Genomic DNA, 14962 nt, shown 5'->3' with positions numbered 1-14962 from the left:
GATGGCGGACAAGGGCACATCCGGCATTTCCTTGCGCGAGCTCGATCCGCGCGACCGCTACAAGCTGCTCTGCGGCGTGGTCGTGCCGCGGCCGATCGCGCTGGTGACGACGCTGGACGCGAACGGAGCGGTGAATGCCGCGCCCTTCAGCTTCTTCAATGTCTTCTCCGAAAGCCCTGCACTGATCGTGCTCGGGCTCCAGCACAAGCCGGATCACGGCCCGAAGGACACCACCCGCAACATCCATCGCGACGGCGAGTTCGTGGTTCACATGGTGGATGAGGCGCTGTCTGCCGCGATGAATGATTGCGCGGTCGATTTTCCCTCTGGTGACAGCGAGGTCGCGGCGACCGGGCTTGCGACGTTTCCCTCAGTTGACGTGAAGGTGCCGCGCCTTGCGGCTGCACCATTTGCTCTCGAATGCCGCCGTCACGTCGTACTGAATTTCTCGCCCGATCGCGAACTGCTGGTCGGCGAGGTGCTCCGGGTTCATGCCCGGGAGGGCCTCGTCGACGAGACCAACATGTATGTCGATCTCGACGCCTACCGGCCGATCGGGCGCATGTTCGGCAATCTCTACACGACGCAGCGGGATACGTTTGCGCTTGTGCGCGAGAGCCACGCGCAATGGCTCGCGCGGCAGGACGCCAACGAGCTGAAGGACGCCTAGTGAGCCGAGAACTGCACCGTACCCAGTGCCATGGTGACGGCCGCCTGTGTCGGGTCGATCACGGGAATTCCAAGCGCTTCTTCCAGCGGACGGCGATGGCGCGCCATGCCGGCGCAGCCCATCACGATGGCGTGGGCGCCGTCCTCGTCGCGCAGCACGCGGCCGACCTCGATCATCTTCGCCAGCGTGCCTTCGCCCGAGGCGGTTTCGGCGACGCTCATGTTGAGCGGCCGTTCGCCTGCAAGGCGCTCGGTCAGTCCCATCTGCCTGAGATAGCGCATGTGACGCGGGATCGAGCGCTGGGCAATCGCGATGACGCCGAAGGTTTCGGCACGCGCCAGCGCCGTCAGCACGCCACACTCGGCGATGCCGAACACGGGCCGGTCGGTGCCTTCGCGGCAGACCTGAAGCCCGGGATCGCTGTAGCAGGCGATGACGAACGCGGCCGAGCTGTTGTCGCCTTCGACCAGTTTTCGCAGCTGCATCGCGACGCCGTCGACGTCGGCCTGGCTTTCAATGCCGAACGGACCTTCGGCCAGCGACTGGCAGACCAGTTCCGGCCCGCCCTCGAAGCCGAGCGGCTTCAACGCATCCTCCAGCCCTTGCGTGACCGCAGGGTTGGAGTTCGGATTGATGACGAGAATGCGCGGCCGGGGCATGTTGGTCTTCCCTTGAAATGGCGATCACGTAGCTCAGGCATATCATGGAGTGCCTCATGACTGAACCCACCTACGACCTGATCATCCGCGGCGGCCGCGTTGCCACCACGACCGACGTGTTCGAGGCCGATGTCGCCATTTCCGGCGAGACGATCGTTGCCGTCGGCCGCGGGCTGCCTGCGGCGAAGCGCGAGATCGACGCGCGCGGCAAGCTGGTGCTGCCCGGCGGCGTCGACAGCCACGCCCATATCGAGCAGTTGTCCGCGGCCGGCATCATGAATGCCGACACCTTCGAGAGCGCGACCGTCTCTGCCGCTTTCGGCGGCACCACCACGGTGATCCCGTTCGCTGCCCAGCATGTCGGCATGAAGCTGCCGCAGGTGGTGGAGGATTATCACGCGCTGGCCAAGAAGGGCGCCGTGATCGACTACGCCTTCCACATGATTATTGCGGATGCGACCAAGGAGACGGTCGAGGAGCACATTCCGGCGCTGGTGAAGCAGGGCCATGGCTCGATCAAGATCTTCATGACCTATGACCGGCTCAAGGTCGACGATGAGCCGCTGCTCGACATTCTCTTGGCCGCACGCCAGTCCGGCGCGATGTTGTGCGCCCATGCCGAAAATCACGGCATCATCGCCTGGATGGTGAAGCGCCTGCTTGCGCGCGGCTACACCATGCCGAAATACCACGCCGTCAGCCATGCCCGCGTGTCGGAGGCGGAAGCCTTTACCCGGCTGATCGGCATGGCGGCGCTGATCGACCAGCCCATCATGATCTTCCATGTGTCCACGGCCGAAGGCGCCAAGGTCATCCGCGATTCGCGCGGGCAGGGGTTGAAGGTCTTCGCCGAGACCTGTCCGCAATATCTGTTCCTCACCGCAAACGATCTCGACAAGCCGGGTGCCGAGGGCGCCAAGTGGATGTGCAGCCCGCCGCCGCGCACGCATGCGGATCAGGAGGCGCTGTGGCAGGCGCTGTCGCTCGGCGATCTCCAGACCATCTCGTCGGACCATGCGCCGTATCGCTACGACGAGACCGGCAAGCTGCGCGCCGGTCCCAATCCGAACTTCAAGCAGGTGGCCAACGGCCTGCCGGGGCTGGAGCTGCGGCTGCCGCTGCTGTTCGACGCGATGGTGTCGAAGGGCCGGCTCGGGCTGGAAAAGTTCGTCGAATTGACTTCGACCGCGCCGGCAAAAATCTACAATCTGCATCCGCGCAAGGGCTCGATCGCGGTCGGCGCCGATGCCGATATCGCGATCTGGGATCCCAATCGCGAGACTGTGATCGCCGACGAGATGATGCACGACCTCGCCGGCTACACGCCGTTCGCGGGCCGCAAGCTGAAGGGCTGGCCGGTTAGCGTTCTCTCGCGCGGCCGGGTGATCATCGACGGCAACAAGTGCCTCGCGGAGGCCGGCAGCGGCAAATTCCTGGCGCGCGGCGGCGGCGAGGCGGCAAAGCCGACGGGGCGGCTCGTCGCCGACATGGATCCGGAGCGGAATTTTGGGGCAAAGCTGCTGTGACGGCAGATCGCGCGCGATGAAGATCGTCATCTTCGGCGGCACCGGCTTTGTCGGCCTCAATCTTGCCGAGGTACTGCTCGCGCGCGGGCATGACGTCACGCTGTATGACCGCGCGGAGTTGCCGCCATCCGCGCGGCGATCGCTTGCTGACTACGGTGCACGGCTCAAAGCCGTGCAGGGGGATATCACCGACGCAGACGCCATCGACGCCCTCATTGCCGCGGGCTGCGATGCGATCGCGCTGGGCGCGGCGGTGACGGCCGGCGATAAACTCGAGCGAGCGTCGACCTCGCGCGTTCTCGAAATTAACGTGATGGCGCAAATCCCCATCCTGCTCGCGGCGATCCGTCATGGCGTTCGCCGTGTCGTCAATCTGTCGTCGGCATCGGCCTATGGCGCATCCGGTGGGCGGGTGGACATTCTGGACGAGGAGACGCCCTGCGATCCCATCTCGTTCTATGCGATCAGCAAGTTCACCTCGGAGCGCTCTGTCGCTCGCCATGCCGAACTCTTTGGCGGCGATTTCCTGAGCGTGCGTCTGAGCGCCGTGTTCGGTCCATGGGAGCGGCCCGGCTCGGTACGCGACACGCCAAGTCTCCAGTACCAGATCCTGGCTGCGTTTGCGCGCGGCGAGCCGGCGGTCATGCCTGAAGCAGGCATGAGAGACTGGATCTACGCGCCGGATGCGGCCGAAGCCGTCGCACTGCTCATCGAAGCGGAGCGGCCGCGCCATCGGCTCTACAACATCTCCCGCGGTGGGCTATGGCCAGCGCTGCAATGGGGCGAGGCCTTTGCGGCGCTGCATCCCGGCCTGCAATGCCGGCTTGCGGCGCCCGGCGAGCAGACGGCCATCAAGCTGCATGGATCCTATCGCGCGCCGCTGTCGGTGACGCGGATGGCGGATGAGTTCGGCTGGCGCGCGCAGCTCGGCTGCGCTGAATCCGCCGCCGCGATGAGCGCCTGGTTGACCCAGCACAAGGAGTGGATCTGAGATGCGGCTGCAGGGGCGCACGGCCATCATCACAGGAGCAGCTTCGGGCATCGGTCGTGCAAGCGCGAAGCTGTTTGCGGAGGAGGGCGCGCATCTAGCTTTGGTCGATCGCGATGCCGCGGGCCTTCAGGAAACGCTGAGCCTTGTGGGCAACGCCACGACGCATGTCGGGGACGTCGGCGATGCCGGTTTCGCCGAAACAGTTGTAGGCGAGGTGATCGCGCGGCACGGCCGGCTCGATGTCCTCATGACTGCCGCCGGCTTTTCCTGTGGCGGCACGGTGCTGACGACGAGCCCGGAAGACTGGGACGCGGTGTTCCGCGCCAATGTCGGTGGCACTTGGCTGTGGGCGCGGGCTGCAGTGCCGCAGATGCAGCAGCAGAAGAGCGGCTCGATCATCACGCTGGCGTCGCAGCTTGCGATCGCCGGCGGCAAGGGCAACAGTGCCTATATCGCCGCCAAGGGCGCGATCGTCAGCCTGACGCGCACCATGGCGGTCGATTTCGCGACCGACGGCATTCGTGTCAACGCGATTGCGCCCGGCGCAATCGACACGCCGATGCTTCGCCGCAGCTTTGCCCGCCACGCCAATTCGGACGAGGTGCGCGAAGCCTCCCGCAACCGCCACGCCATGAAGCGCTTCGGTCAGGCGGAAGAAATCGCGCAGACCGCGCTGCATCTCGCCAGTGATGCGTCTTCGTTCACGACCGGCACCGTGATGGTGGTCGACGGAGGCTGGCTCGCGGCATGAGCGACGCGCTGGCAAAGCTTAAAGCGACCGTGCGCGCCGATCTCGCGATGATCGCGCATCCCGGCGCCGCCTGGCTCGAGCCGAAGACGGGACCGGACGGCAAGCCCGCGCTCGACGTGCTGATCGTCGGTGCCGGCCAGTCCGGCATCGCCATCGGCTTCGGCCTGATGCGCTCGCGCGTCAGCAGCATCCTGCTGCTGGACAAGGCCGAGGAGGGGAAGGAGGGCCCGTGGCTCACTTACGCCCGCATGCCAACGCTGCGCAGCCCGAAGGACTATACGGGACCTGACCTCGATATCCCCAGCCTGACCTATCAGTCCTGGCACGAAGCCCGCCTCGGCAAGGAGAGCTGGCAGGAGCTGAACCTGATCCTGAGAGAGCATTGGGCCGAATATCTGCTCTGGCTGCGACGCACGATCGGTCTGCCCGTGCGCAACGGCTGCGAGCTTCTGGAGATCGCGCCTGCGTCAGACGGTCTGCTCGCCGCACGCGTGAAACGGGCCGATGCCATCGAGACGCTCTACGCACGCAAGATCGTGCTGGCGACGGGGCAGGAGGGCATGGGCGACTGGATGATTCCCGAGCCCCTGCGCGATCTGCTGGCAGGTTCGGTCGCAACTGTTGCCGACGACATCGACTTCGAAAGCCTGCGCGGCAAGCGCGTCGCGGTGATCGGCGCCGGCGCGTCCGCCTTCGACAATGCGGCGACCGCGCTGGAGGCAGGCGCGGCGGAGGTGCATCTGCTCTGCCGCCGCGCTCAGATCCAGGTGATCCAGCCCTATCGCTGGCTGACCTTTCGCGGCTTCCTGCGCCACCTCAGCGATCTCGACGATGCCTGGCGCTGGCGCTTCATGCGCAAGATCCTCGAGATGCGCGAAGGCTTTCCGCAGCCGACTTATGATCGCTGCGCGCGTCACGCCAATTTCACGCTGCACGAGGGTGCGCCGGTCGAGGGCACCAGGCAGACCGATGGCGGTGTCGAATTGCACACGCCACGCGGCACGATCACGGCGGATTTCGTCATTTGCGGCACCGGCATCGACATGAACTTTGCTGGCCGCGGCGAGCTGCGCCGCTTTGCCGGCAATATCGCGACCTGGGCCGATCGCTATCAGCCGCCTTCGAGCGAGCACAACGCGCGGCTCGGCCGCTTTCCCTATCTCGCCGACGATTACGCCTTCACCGAACGTGTGCCGGGCGAGACGTCGTGGATCTCAGACATCCATCTGTTCGCCATTGCCTCCACCATGAGTTTTGGTCCGTCGGGATCGTCGATCAATGCAATGACGACGGCCATTCCCAAGCTGGTCAATGGCCTGACGCGCGGCTTGTTTCGCGCCGATGTTGAACGCCACTGGGCTTCGCTCAGCGCCTACGACGTGCCGCAGGCCGTGGTTGCGCGGCCCGCGCGAAACATAGGAGAATCGCGATGATCATCCATGCACCGCCGCGACGAAGCGCCTCTGCGGGATTGGCGCGCAACTTGCTTCTTTCTTGACCTGCCTTGCTGGCGTTCTTGCCGAAATTTTGGGGAAAACGAATGCGTTTTGTGTCTTTCAGGCCCGCGGCCTCAGTCCTCGCCACCACTGCGCTGTTGCTCATTGCCACCGCGCCGTCGCAGGCACAGACCAGGGCGGAGACGTTGCGCTACGTCACGGGATCAGCGGTCAACACGCTCGATCCCAACATCCCCGGATCGACGCGCGAATCCTTCGCGCTGAGCATGAGCACCTACGATCGGCTGGTGGCGTTCGGCCGCAAGCAGCTCAACGGCAAATGGGTGTTCGACCTCGACACGATCACCGGCGAGCTCGCTGAATCCTACGACGTCAGCCCCGATGGCCTGAAGCTGACCTTCCGTCTGCGCAAGGACGCCAAGTTCCAGGATGGTTCGCCTGTCACGGCGGAGGACGTGAAATGGTCGCTCGATCGCTGCGTCACCGCGCCGATCCTCGGCAAGGCCCAGCTCCTGACGGGATCATTGACGTCGGCCGACCAGTTCAAGGTGATCGATCCCCTCACCATCGAGGTGACGCTGCCGAAACCCGACAAGCTCGCGCTGCCCAATCTCGCCACCGTCTATCCCCTGGTCATCAACTCGAAGGTGGCAAAAGAGCACGCGACGCCGGATGATCCCTGGGCCACCGCATGGCTGAAGGAGCATACCGCCGGCAGTGGTGCTTATGTGGTCGAGACCTTCAAGCCGGGCGAGCAGGTCATCCTCAAGCGCGACGAGACCTGGAACCGCGGTTCGGCCAACAAGCCCGCATTCTTCAAGCGCGTGATTATTCAGTCCGTGCCGGAGCCGGCGACCCGCGCCAATCTCGTCGAGCGCGGCGATGCCGACCTCGTCGTCGATCTCCAGGCCAGCGACGTGCAGTCGCTCGAAGCCAAGGGCAAGCTCAAGGTGGTCTCGACCCCGCAGTACAATGCGATCACCTATGTCTCGATGAACAACCAGATGCCGCCATTCGACAACGTCAATGTCCGCCGCGCCATCGCTTACGCGCTGCCCTATGACGACATGTTCAAGGCCGCGCTGTTCGGCCGCGGCGCGCCGCTGTTCGGCGCGACCTGGCCGGACGGCAAGCCGCTGAATGGCATCTATCCGTTCCAGCAGCCGGTGAAGCTCGACCTCGACAAGGCAAGGGAATATCTCAAGGCGGCCGGGCTCCCCGAGGGTTTCTCGACCACCTTCAGCTTCAACGTCGGCCAGTCCTCGACCGCGGAGCCGATGGCCGCGCTGGTGAAGGAATCGCTCGGCAAGATCGGGATCAAGGTCGACATCCAGAAGCTGCCGGATGCACAGATGTCGACGCAGATCAACGAGAAGAAGCTTCCCTTCTACACCGAGGGCATCGTAGCCTGGCTGCCGTCGACCGATTACTTCTACCGCAACTTCTACACCGGTAATCAGCGCTGGAATTACAGCTCGATCAACAACCCGGATCTTGCCGCGATCGCGCAGGAGGCGCGTTTCGAGCCGGACAAGGCGAAGTATGAGGAAGCGGGCCGCAAGCTCAACGCGATGCATGTCGATCTGATGCCGCAGATCATGCTGTGGCAGCCGAACCAGGATGCGGTGATGGCGTCGTCGGTCGAAGGCTACACCTACGAGTTCCACCGCCAGGTCGACTATCGCGACGTCAGCCGCAAGTGATGGCGGCAAACAAGAGAGGCTCCGAAAGGTGACGACCGGTCTTGGTGCAACCATGGTGCGGGCGGGCAGGCGGCTTCTGTCGTCGCTGCCGGCGCTGTTCGGTGTGCTGGTGTTCACCTTTCTTCTGATGCGCGTGCTGCCCGGCGACCCCGCGGTGTTCTTCGCCTCGGGGCCTAATGCCGGCAAGGAGGAGATCGAGCAGATCCGCAAGCAGATGGGGCTCGACAGGTCGGTGCCGGAGCAGCTCGTGTTCTATCTCTCTGACATCGGCCACGGCAATCTCGGCCGCTCCATGATGACGGGACAGCCGGTGCTGAAGGACCTGCGCGAACGGCTGCCGGCTTCGCTGGAGCTCACCTTCACGGCGCTCCTGATCGCGCTGATCGCGGCGGTACCGCTCGGCGTGGTCGCAGCCTTGAAGCCCGGCTCGGTGGTCGATCACGGCGTGCGGCTGTTCTGCGCGCTCGGCGTCTGCGTGCCGACTTTCGTCTCGGGCCTGCTGCTGATCTATGTGTTCTACTATCTCCTCGGGCTGGCGCCTGATCCGACCGGGCGGATCGACGTGTTCACTTCGCTGCCGCCGCAACGGACCGGGTTCCTGTCGATCGATTTCCTGCTCGCCGGAGATGTCGAGGGCTGGTGGGCGGCCTGCAAGCAGTTGATTCTGCCGGCGGTGAGCATGGCCCTGTTCGTGATCGCGCCGCTGGCGCGGATCACGCGGGCCTCGATGCTGGTTTCGCTCGGCAGCGATTTCGTGCGCACTGCGCGCTCAGTCGGATTGTCCTGGCACAAGGTGGTCGTCACTTATGCGCTGCGGAACGCGATCCTGCCCGTCATCACCATCGCCGGCATCGTGTTCTCGACCATGCTGGGCGCCAATGTCCTGGTGGAGAAAGTGTTCTCCTGGCCGGGCGTCGCGTCCTATGCGCTCGATGCGCTCTTATCCTCCGACTATGCGCCGGTGCAGGGTTTCGTGCTGCTGATGGCCAGCTTGTTCGTGCTGGTCAATCTCGTGGTCGACATCTGCTACGGCATCGCCGATCCCAGGGTGTCGATCGAATGACCAGCGCAACGCTCCGCCATTCGGTCTGGATCCTGCGCGGCAACCCGCTCACCGCCGTTGCCGCGGCCGGCGTTGCGCTGTTCGTCCTGATTGCGATCTTCGGGCCGTGGATCGTGCCCTATGATCCCGTGGTCTCCAATGTCTCGGAGGCTCTTTTGCCGCCGAGCGCGGCGCATCTCGCCGGCACCGATCAGCTCGGGCGCGACGTCTTCAGCCGCCTCATCATCGCCGCGCGCCTCGATCTTGCCATTGCGGTTTCCGCGGTCGGCATCTCCTTCGTGATCGGCGCCGTCGTCGGCGCGTTCTGCGGCTATGCCGGCGGCAAGCTCGATCGCGGTGTCGGCCGTTTCGTCGATGTGATGATGGCCTTTCCGCTGTTCGTGCTGGCGATGGCGATGGTTGCCGCCCTGGGCAACCGGATCGAGAACATCGTGATCGCGACCGCGATCATCAATCTTCCGTTCTACATCCGCTTCGCGCGCGCCGAGGTCAACGTCCGCCGCAATGTCGGCTGGGTTGAAGCCGCGCGCGCCTGCGGCGAGAGCCATTTCTCGGTGGTGCTGCGCTTCCTGCTGCCGAATATCCTGCCGGCGATGGCGGTGCAGATCTCGCTCAATCTCGGCTGGGCCATTCTCAACGCGGCCGGCCTGTCCTTCATCGGTCTCGGCGTCAAGCCGCCGACGCCGGAATGGGGCATCATGGTCGCGGAAGGGGCGCGCTTCATCTCGACCGGGCGGTGGTGGCTGGTGGCCTTTCCGGGTCTTGCGCTGATGATGGCGGTGCTGTGCTTCAATCTCCTCGGTGACGGGATGCGGGACATTCTCGACCCGCGGATGCGCACATGAGCGAGGAGCTGCTAGGGATCAACGACCTCCACGTCTCGTTCTCGACGCGGCGTGGCATGGTCGAGGCCGTGCGCGGCGTGACGCTCTCGGTCGAGAAGGGCGAGATGCTCGGCCTCGTCGGCGAGAGCGGCTCGGGCAAGTCGGTCACCGGCTTTGCAACGACGCGGCTGCTCGATGCGGCCGGGCGCGTCACCGGCGGCAAGATCCTGTTTCGCGGGCAGGACGTCACAAAACTCAGGGGCGATGACCTCCGTCAGCTCCAGGGCGCCGCGATGTCGATGATCTTCCAGAATCCGCGGGCGGCGCTCAACCCGATCCGCGCGATCGGCCTGCAGATCGCGGATGCGATCCTCACGCATAAGAAGATATCGAAGGACGCCGCGCGCGCCGAGGCGCTCGAGCTGCTGCGCGCGGTTCAGATCCGCGACCCCGAGACACGGATGAACGCCTATCCGCACGAGCTGTCCGGCGGCATGTGCCAGCGTGTCATGATCGCGATCGCGATTTCCTGCAATCCTGCGCTGCTGATCGCCGACGAGCCGACCACCGGGCTCGACGTCACCACCCAGAAGGTGGTGATGGATCTGCTCGCAGACATTGCCGCCGCGCGTGGCATGGCGACGATCCTGATCACGCACGACCTCGGTCTCGCGGCGCGCTATTGCCGCCGCATCGCCGTGATGGAGCGCGGCCGCATCGTCGAGGAAGCGAGCCCTAAGAAGCTCTTCAGCGCACCGCAGCACGCCTATACCCGCCGCCTGGTGGCGGCATCGCCGACCGCGACGTCGCGGATCGAGGACCTCGTGACGGAGGAGGAGCGGGAGCGGCACGCGACGATCGTCAGCAGGCCGAGGCAACAGCTCCCGCACGGGACGCCGCCGCTCCTCGAGGTGCGCAAGCTCGCCAAGCGTTTTGACCAGGGCTCCGCTGCGGTCGCGGATTTCTCGATGACGATGGCCGGCGGCGAGAGCGTCGGGCTCGTTGGCGAGTCCGGCTCCGGCAAGAGCACGACGTCGCGGATGATCTGCCGTCTTATCGATCCGAGCGAAGGCGATATCGTGTTCGACGGGCAGTCGATCGGCCACGTCGCCTCGCGCGACTTTCACCGTTCGCCCTTGCGCAAAGACATCCAGATGGTCTTCCAGGACCCGAACGAGAGCCTCAACCCGCGCTTCACGGCCTTTGACTGCATCGCCCATCCCCTGATGCGGCTCGATGGCATGCGGGCGGGCGATGCGCTGCGCAAGCGGGTGGAAGAGTGTGCGGAGCGGGTGGGCTTGCCGCTCGATCTGCTGCCGCATTTTCCGCACCAGCTCTCCGGCGGCCAGAAGGCGCGCGTCGGCATTGCCCGCGCCATCGCCTGCCGGCCGCGGCTGCTGGTGCTGGACGAGCCGACCGCTGCGCTCGACGTCTCGGTGCAGGCGGTGGTGCTGCAATTGCTCGACCGCTTGCGCCGCGAGAACGACATCGCGCTGCTGTTCGTCAGCCACGATCTCAATGTCGTGCGCATGCTCTGCGACCGCACCATCGTGCTGCGCAACGGCGGCATCGTGGAGCAGGGGGAGAGCCGGGCGCTGTTCGATAATCCCAAGACCGACTACACGCGCAAGCTGGTCGAGGCGATTCCGCATATCGAGACCGGACCGGTGCTGGCGGCCGCGCTTTGACACCTGAACCGGTCGAAATCCCGATGAGATCCCGCTGGCGAAGGCCCGGTTAGTGGCATACCATTTGCACGCCAATGGGTTCTGGTTTCACCTGCCTTTGGCCAACGATGGCCGGCATCACGGCACTACTGGGAGGATTTCATGGATCGCAGGACCGTTTTGAAGGGACTGGCCGGCGCGGGCGGTCTGGCATTGACCGGCCTCTCGGCCCCGGCGATCGCACAAGGCGCCTCTGCGCGCACCCTGCGCTTCGTGCCGCAAGCCAACCTCGCCAATTTCGATCCCATCTGGGGCACGCAATATGTCGTGCGCAACGCGGCGGCGCTGGTCTGGGACACGCTCTACGGCGTCGATGCCAAGCTCCAGCCGCAGCGTCAGATGGTCGAGTCCGAGGAGACCACCGACGACGGCAAGACCTGGACCTTCAAGCTGCGCCCGGGTCTCAAGTTCCATGACGGCGAGCCGGTGCTGAGCAAGGATGTCGTCGCGAGCCTGTCGCGCTGGGCCGCGCGCGATCCAATGGGTCTGATGATCCTCGCTATCCAGCAGGAATTGACTGCGGTCGACGACCGCACCTTCAAATGGGTCCTGAAGCAGCCTTTCCCGAAAATGCTGTACGCGTTGGCCAAGAACAACGCGCCGTGCTCCTTCATCATGCCCGAGCGCATCTCGAAGACCGATCCGTTCAAGCAGATCACCGAATATGTCGGCTCGGGTCCGATGAAGTTCGCCAAGAGCGAATGGGTGCCCGGCGCCAAGTCGGTGTTCGAGAAGTTCACCGATTACGTGCCGCGACAGGAGAAGGCGTCGTGGCTTGCCGGCGGCAAGAACATCTTGGTCGATCGCGTCGAGTGGCTGGTGATGCCGGATCCGGCCACGGCTGCCGCCGCCTTGCAGAACGGTGAGGTCGACTGGTGGGAGAACCCGATCTCCGATCTCGTGCCCGTGCTGAGGAAGAACAAGAACATCAGCGTCGATATCGGCGATCCCCTCGGCAATATCGGCTCCTTCCGCATGAACCATCTGCACCCACCCTTCAACAATGTGAAGGCGAGGCGCGCGGTACTGATGGCGTTGAGCCAGGAAGACTATATGCGTGCGCTGGTCGGCGACGACGATACGCTGTGGAAGCCGCTGCCCGGCTTTTTCACGCCGGACACGCCGCTCTACACCGAGTTGGGCGGAGAGATTCTCAAGGGCAAGCGCGATCTCGATGCGGCCAAGAAGCTGCTCGCCGAGAGCGGCTATTCCGGCCAGCCGGTCACATGCGTGGTCGCGCAGGACCAGCCGATCACGAAGGCGCAGGGCGACGTCACCGCGGATCTGCTCAAGAAGCTCGGCATGAATGTCGATTTCGTCGCGACCGATTGGGGCACGGTGGGCGCGCGCCGCGCGATGAAGACACCGCCGGGGCAGGGCGGCTGGAATATGTTCCACAGCTGGCACGCCGGCGCCGATTGCATCAATCCGGCCGCCTACACCGCCATCCGCGCCAATGGCGACAAGGCCTGGTTCGGCTGGCCCAACAGCCCGAACACCGAGAAGGAGATCACGGCCTGGTTCGACGCCAAGAATCTCGAGGAGGAGAAGGCCGCGATCGGGCAGGTCAACAAGGCGGCGCTCGAGGATGTCGTCTACGCGCCGACCGGCTTCTTCCTGACCTACACGGCATGGCGCAAGAACGTCTCCGGCATCACCAAGGGGCCGCTACCGTTCTTCTGGGGCGTGTCGAAATCCGCATGATCGTACGCTGAAGCCAGATGCTCTCTTACATCCTCCGTCGCATCGTCTCGACCTTGCCGGTGATGGCGATCGTCGCGCTGTTCGTGTTCAGCCTGCTCTACATCGCGCCGGGTGATCCCGCCGTGGTGATCGCGGGCGATCAGGCGAGCCCGGAGGATGTGGAGCGCATTCGCCAGAGTCTGGGTCTCGACCGTCCTTTCCTGATCCAGTTCGGAAGCTGGGTCTGGCGCATTCTGCACGGCGATCTCGGCACCTCGATCTTCACCAACCTTCCGGTCTCGACGATGATCGGACAGCGTCTCGGGCCGACACTGTCGCTGATGATGGTCACGCTGCTACTCACCATCGTGGTCGCGGTGCCGCTTGGCGTCGTGGCGGCATGGAAGGCGGGGAGCCTGATCGACCGCGTCATCATGGCATTCGCCGTGTTCGGCTTCTCGCTGCCCGTCTTCGTCGTCGGCTATATCCTCGCCTATGTCTTCGCACTCGAGCTCGAATGGCTTCCGGTGCAGGGCTACACGCCGCTCACGGAGGGCTTCTGGCCGTGGCTGCAAAACCTGATCCTGCCGTCGATCGCGCTCGGCTGCGTCTACATCGCGCTGATCGCGCGCATCACGCGTGCCACCATGCTCGAAGTCTTGCAGCAGGACTATATCCGCACCGCGCGAGCCAAGGGCCTCGGGCAGGGCGGCATCCTCTTCGTTCATGCGCTGAAGAATGCCGCGGTCCCGATCGTGACCGTGATCGGGATCGGCATCGCGCTCCTGATCGGCGGGGCGGTCGTCACGGAAAGCGTGTTCGCGATTCCCGGCCTCGGCCGACTCACGATCGACGCGATCCTGCGCCGCGACTATCCCGTCATCCAGGGCATCGTGCTTCTCTTCAGCTTCGTCTACGTCCTCGTCAATCTGATGATCGACGTCATCTATACGCTCGTTGACCCGAGGATCCGCTATTGACCGATACGACCGTCAATCCGCAAGCGCTGCCGGCCGGCTTCGTTCTCGCGCCGCAACTGCCTGAAATCCTTCGGCCGGTCACGATCAGGCACGGTTTCCTGGGATTCTTGCGCGGCCATCCCACCGTCGCGATCGGCGGCGCACTGCTGCTGGCACTCGTCTTCATCGCGATCTTCGCGCCGTACCTCTGGACAGTTGACCCGACTGCGCTCGCGCCCGCCAAGCGCACGCGGGCTCCGTCGGCACTCTACTGGTTCGGCACCGACGTGCTTGGCCGCGACATCTATTCGCGCGTGCTGTTCGGTGCGCGGGTCTCGCTCACGGTCGGCCTGTCAGTCGCGATCTTCGCCTCCGTGGCGGGGCTCGCCATCGGCATGGTCTCCGGTTTCGTCCGCTGGGCCGACGGCATTTTGATGCGCTTCATGGACGGTTTGATGTCGATCCCGCCAATTCTGCTCGCGATCGCGCTGATGGCGCTGACGCGCGGCAGCGTCGGCAACGTCATCCTGGCCATCACCATCGCCGAGATCCCGCGGGTTTCCCGTCTTGTCCGGAGTGTAGTGCTGTCGCTGCGCGAGCAGCCCTATGTGGACGCTGCGGTCGCCTGCGGCACGCGCACGCCGATGATCATCCTGCGCCACATCCTGCCCAACACGCTGGCGCCGATGCTGGTGCAGGCGACCTACATCTGCGCCAGCGCCATGATCACGGAGGCGATCCTGTCCTTTATCGGTGCGGGCACGCCGCCCACCATTCCGTCCTGGGGCAACATCATGGCCGAGGGCCGCGCGCTGTGGCAGGTCAAGCCCTACATCGTGTTCTTCCCGGCGGCGTTCCTCTCCGTCACCGTTCTCGCCGTGAACCTGCTCGGCGACGGCCTTCGCGATGCGCTCGATCCGCGCATGGCCAAGAGCCTCTGATGTCGAGG

At 64.9% G+C, this 14962-nt stretch carries 13 protein-coding genes; 12 read left to right on the top strand and 1 reads right to left on the bottom strand.

Annotated elements, in window-relative coordinates; translation table 11 throughout:
* The first annotated feature begins 1 nt into the window (after position 1).
* Entirely contained in the window at positions 2–670 is a 669-nt protein-coding gene (locus AB7290_RS29595; RefSeq protein WP_201266220.1) for a flavin reductase family protein, read from the top strand.
* Here the strand turns inward: AB7290_RS29595 and AB7290_RS29590 are convergent.
* Positions 667–1329, bottom strand: coding sequence for an aspartate/glutamate racemase family protein (locus AB7290_RS29590; RefSeq protein WP_085403148.1), 663 nt, complete (start codon positions 1327–1329; stop codon positions 667–669). The genes AB7290_RS29595 and AB7290_RS29590 overlap by 4 nt on opposite strands.
* Positions 1330–1385: 56 nt before the next feature.
* Between AB7290_RS29590 and hydA the strand changes: the two genes are divergently transcribed.
* From hydA to AB7290_RS29535, 11 genes are all read left to right on the top strand, one after another.
* A complete protein-coding gene (gene hydA / locus AB7290_RS29585; protein WP_085403213.1) occupies positions 1386–2855 on the top strand; it encodes a dihydropyrimidinase in 1470 nt (489 codons plus the stop codon).
* 16 nt (positions 2856–2871) lie between these two features.
* The gene (locus AB7290_RS29580; RefSeq protein WP_085403149.1) at positions 2872–3846 is read left to right on the top strand and encodes an NAD-dependent epimerase/dehydratase family protein; all 975 of its coding nucleotides are present in this window, start codon (positions 2872–2874) and stop codon (positions 3844–3846) included.
* Position 3847: 1 nt separating this feature from the next.
* A complete protein-coding gene (locus AB7290_RS29575; protein WP_085403150.1) occupies positions 3848–4597 on the top strand; it encodes an SDR family oxidoreductase in 750 nt (249 codons plus the stop codon).
* Positions 4594–6030, top strand: coding sequence for an NAD(P)-binding domain-containing protein (locus AB7290_RS29570; RefSeq protein WP_085403151.1), 1437 nt, complete (start codon positions 4594–4596; stop codon positions 6028–6030). Before AB7290_RS29575 ends, AB7290_RS29570 begins: the two co-directional genes overlap by 4 nt.
* Positions 6031–6137: 107 nt before the next feature.
* On the top strand, positions 6138–7757 hold the full coding sequence (locus AB7290_RS29565; RefSeq protein ID WP_085403152.1) for an ABC transporter substrate-binding protein: 1620 nt from the start codon (positions 6138–6140) through the stop codon (positions 7755–7757).
* Positions 7758–7785: 28 nt separating this feature from the next.
* Positions 7786–8820, top strand: coding sequence for an ABC transporter permease (locus AB7290_RS29560; protein WP_085403153.1), 1035 nt, complete (start codon positions 7786–7788; stop codon positions 8818–8820).
* Positions 8817–9665, top strand: a complete 849-nt coding sequence (locus AB7290_RS29555) for an ABC transporter permease (protein WP_008131147.1) — start codon at positions 8817–8819, stop codon at positions 9663–9665. The genes AB7290_RS29560 and AB7290_RS29555 overlap by 4 nt, the downstream gene beginning before the upstream one ends.
* Positions 9662–11332, top strand: a complete 1671-nt coding sequence (gene nikE, locus AB7290_RS29550) for a nickel ABC transporter ATP-binding protein NikE (protein WP_441254222.1) — start codon at positions 9662–9664, stop codon at positions 11330–11332. The genes AB7290_RS29555 and nikE overlap by 4 nt, the downstream gene beginning before the upstream one ends.
* Before the next feature lie 141 nt (positions 11333–11473).
* The gene (locus tag AB7290_RS29545; protein ID WP_354075041.1) at positions 11474–13075 is read left to right on the top strand and encodes an ABC transporter substrate-binding protein; all 1602 of its coding nucleotides are present in this window, start codon (positions 11474–11476) and stop codon (positions 13073–13075) included.
* A gap of 17 nt (positions 13076–13092) precedes the next feature.
* A complete protein-coding gene (locus tag AB7290_RS29540; protein ID WP_063984403.1) occupies positions 13093–14034 on the top strand; it encodes an ABC transporter permease in 942 nt (313 codons plus the stop codon).
* Positions 14031–14954 (top strand): ABC transporter permease, encoded by a 924-nt coding sequence (locus AB7290_RS29535; RefSeq protein ID WP_085403156.1) that lies wholly within the window; start codon positions 14031–14033, stop codon positions 14952–14954. The genes AB7290_RS29540 and AB7290_RS29535 overlap by 4 nt, the downstream gene beginning before the upstream one ends.
* Positions 14955–14962: the final 8 nt, after the last annotated feature.

Origin of the sequence: Bradyrhizobium sp. 613_E4_N2_2, from assembly GCF_052075995.1 — a bacterium.
Classification (GTDB): domain Bacteria; phylum Pseudomonadota; class Alphaproteobacteria; order Rhizobiales; family Xanthobacteraceae; genus Bradyrhizobium; species Bradyrhizobium barranii.
The sequence above is the reverse complement of the archived record's forward strand: the minus strand, read 5'-3'. Positions and strand labels throughout refer to the sequence as shown.

Excerpts from the sequence above, each read along its gene's own strand:
- hydA (WP_085403213.1), top strand. The coding sequence starts at position 1,386 with ATGACTGAACCCACCTACGACCTGATCATCCGCGGCGGCCGCGTTGCC.
- AB7290_RS29545 (WP_354075041.1), top strand. The coding sequence starts at position 11,474 with ATGGATCGCAGGACCGTTTTGAAGGGACTGGCCGGCGCGGGCGGTCTG.
- AB7290_RS29565 (WP_085403152.1), top strand. The coding sequence starts at position 6,138 with ATGCGTTTTGTGTCTTTCAGGCCCGCGGCCTCAGTCCTCGCCACCACT.
- AB7290_RS29575 (WP_085403150.1), top strand. The coding sequence starts at position 3,848 with ATGCGGCTGCAGGGGCGCACGGCCATCATCACAGGAGCAGCTTCGGGC.
- AB7290_RS29595 (WP_201266220.1), top strand. The coding sequence starts at position 2 with ATGGCGGACAAGGGCACATCCGGCATTTCCTTGCGCGAGCTCGATCCG.
- AB7290_RS29555 (WP_008131147.1), top strand. The coding sequence starts at position 8,817 with ATGACCAGCGCAACGCTCCGCCATTCGGTCTGGATCCTGCGCGGCAAC.
- AB7290_RS29580 (WP_085403149.1), top strand. The coding sequence starts at position 2,872 with ATGAAGATCGTCATCTTCGGCGGCACCGGCTTTGTCGGCCTCAATCTT.
- AB7290_RS29540 (WP_063984403.1), top strand. The coding sequence starts at position 13,093 with ATGCTCTCTTACATCCTCCGTCGCATCGTCTCGACCTTGCCGGTGATG.
- nikE (WP_441254222.1), top strand. The coding sequence starts at position 9,662 with ATGAGCGAGGAGCTGCTAGGGATCAACGACCTCCACGTCTCGTTCTCG.
- AB7290_RS29590 (WP_085403148.1), bottom strand. The coding sequence starts at position 1,329 with ATGCCCCGGCCGCGCATTCTCGTCATCAATCCGAACTCCAACCCTGCG.
- AB7290_RS29570 (WP_085403151.1), top strand. The coding sequence starts at position 4,594 with ATGAGCGACGCGCTGGCAAAGCTTAAAGCGACCGTGCGCGCCGATCTC.